3 protein-coding genes are annotated in these 2245 nt (G+C 63.5%); 1 reads left to right on the top strand and 2 read right to left on the bottom strand.

The window, feature by feature from the left end; translation table 11 throughout:
* Positions 1 to 103 precede the first annotated feature (103 nt).
* Both ctrA and HC022_RS24570 read right to left on the bottom strand, forming a co-directional pair.
* The gene (gene ctrA / locus HC022_RS24575) at positions 104 to 820 is read right to left on the bottom strand and encodes a response regulator transcription factor CtrA (RefSeq protein WP_167454142.1); all 717 of its coding nucleotides are present in this window, start codon (positions 818 to 820) and stop codon (positions 104 to 106) included.
* 115 nt (positions 821 to 935) lie between these two features.
* The gene (locus tag HC022_RS24570; protein ID WP_008886108.1) at positions 936 to 1235 is read right to left on the bottom strand and encodes a DUF1153 domain-containing protein; all 300 of its coding nucleotides are present in this window, start codon (positions 1233 to 1235) and stop codon (positions 936 to 938) included.
* Between the two features lie 126 nt (positions 1236 to 1361).
* On the opposite strand from HC022_RS24570, the gene mnmA reads away from it, so the two are divergent.
* Positions 1362 to 2245 (top strand): tRNA 2-thiouridine(34) synthase MnmA (gene mnmA, locus HC022_RS24565; protein ID WP_167454141.1); only part of this gene is annotated, 884 nt, incomplete at its 3' end.

Raw genomic sequence — 2245 nt, 5'->3', positions numbered from 1 at the left:
GATCTGCCATCGTCGCGCCCTCTGTTCACTTCTGGCCGAAGTGATAGGGCGCGCGGGCGATGCCGTCCAGCCACCGGGACACGGCATTGTCCGCGCCCGGTGCCTAGCCGTTGGCAGCGAGCGCCGATTGCTGGTCGCGACCGGGCTCGGGGTCGCGCAGCACGTAGCCGCGGCCCCAGACCGTCTCGATGTAGTTCTCGTCGCCGGTCGCCTCGGAGAGCTTCTTGCGGAGCTTGCAGATGAAGACGTCGATGATCTTGAGCTCGGGCTCGTCCATGCCGCCGTAGAGATGGTTGAGGAACATCTCCTTGGTCAGGGTGGTGCCCTTGCGCAGCGAGAGCAGCTCGAGCATCTGGTATTCCTTGCCGGTCAGATGCACCGCCTTGCCGCCGACCTCGACCGTCTTGGCGTCGAGGTTGACCGAGATCTTGCCGGTGCGGATGACCGACTGCGAATGACCCTTGGAGCGGCGGATGATGGCGTGGATGCGCGCCACCAGCTCGTCGCGGTGGAAGGGCTTGGTGAGGTAGTCGTCGGCGCCGAAGCCGAATCCCTTGATCTTGTTCTCGGTGTCGTCGGCCCCGGAGAGAATCAGGATGGGCGTGTTGATTCGGGACATCCGGAGCTGGCGTAGCACCTCGTGCCCGTTGATGTCGGGCAGGTTGAGGTCCAGCAGGATCAGGTCGTAATCGTAGAGCCGGGCCAGGTCGATGCCTTCCTCGCCGAGATCGGTGGCATAAACGTTGAGATTGGCATGCGTCAGCATCAATTCGATGCTCTTCGACGTGGTCGGATCGTCTTCCACCAGAAGGATGCGCATTGAGCTGTTCTCCGCTTGTTCTGTCCCATTGACCCGACCCTGTCGGAAATAGGTTAATGCTTCTTTACTGTAGCCGGTAATGGAGCAATTTCAACTTGCGGTTGCCACTTGTAACCTACTGATCAGAACTTTCGTGACCGGCCGCGCGAAAGCGCTGCACCAGCGTCGCCTTGAGCGCCTCTTCGCCGTGGCAGGCCACTGCGCGCATCCATTCCGACAGCTCTTCGGAACTGAGGCCGTAGCGATCAAGCGCCTGTTTTTCCGAGAGAAGACCGAAGCGCACCGCCTTCACTACGGCGGCCTTGCGCGAGGCCACCCAGCGCCGGGTTTCGACCGGCGGCAGGTCGGCACGGGTCATGATGGAGCCGTCCGGCATGTTCACCGCACGGGGGCCATCGATCTTCTTGAGGTACATCGTCGTCGTCCCAGTCATTCCGGCTGGGACCTATTTGACCCTGCTCAATTTAACGGCATCTAAAACCGCCCCTTGAGAGTGCAGCGCATTTTCCTATATTCCGGGCCAATTCCCCAGGAGTCCGTCATGCCCCTCGATGCCCCGAAACTCAATTCGCTCGGCCTGCCGAAGCCCCCGTCCGATACGCGGGTCGTGGTCGCCATGTCCGGCGGAGTCGATTCCTCGGTGGTGGCGGCGATGCTGGCCGAGGAAGGCTACGACGTCGTCGGCGTCACCCTGCAGCTCTACGACCACGGCGCGGCGCTGGCCAAGAAGGGCGCCTGCTGCGCCGGCATCGACATCCACGATGCCCGCCGCGTGGCCGAGCAGATGGGCTTCCCGCACTACGTGCTCGATTACGAGAACATCTTCCGCGACGCCGTCATCGACGAATTCGCCGAGAGCTATCTCGGCGGCGCCACACCCGTGCCCTGCATCCGCTGCAACGAGCGGGTGAAGTTCAAGGACCTGCTGGAGACCGCCAAGGACCTCGACGCCGACTGCATGGCGACCGGCCACTACATCCAGCGCATGGTCGGCGATCGCGGCCCCGAACTGCACTCGGCGGCGGATGCCAATCGGGACCAGAGCTACTTCCTGTTCTCGACCACGCCCGAGCAGCTGTCGTTCCTGCGCTTCCCGCTCGGCCACCTCAAGAGCAAGGCGGAAACCCGTGCGCTGGCTGCGAAATACGGGCTGAGCGTGGCGGACAAGCCGGACAGCCAGGACATCTGCTTCGTGCCCGACGGCAACTATGCCAGCGTGATCGAGAAGCTGCGGCCGGGTGCGGCCGAGCCGGGAGAGATCGTGCATGTCGACGGCCGTGTGCTCGGCGAGCACCGCGGCGTCATCCACTACACCATCGGCCAGCGCCGGGGGCTGGGGATCGGCGGGCTGTCGGATCCGCTCTACGTAGTGAAGCTCGACGTCGACAAGAAACAGGTGATCGTGGGGCCGAAGGAGCTGCTCGC

It is taken from the genome of Salipiger sp. HF18 (genome assembly GCF_011806505.1).
Lineage (GTDB): Bacteria > Pseudomonadota > Alphaproteobacteria > Rhodobacterales > Rhodobacteraceae > Salipiger > Salipiger thiooxidans.
Note: the sequence above shows the minus strand (reverse complement) of the source record. Positions and strands in the feature narration are given on the sequence as shown.

Excerpts from the sequence above, each read along its gene's own strand:
- ctrA (WP_167454142.1), bottom strand. The coding sequence starts at position 820 with ATGCGCATCCTTCTGGTGGAAGACGATCCGACCACGTCGAAGAGCATC.
- HC022_RS24570 (WP_008886108.1), bottom strand. The coding sequence starts at position 1,235 with ATGTACCTCAAGAAGATCGATGGCCCCCGTGCGGTGAACATGCCGGAC.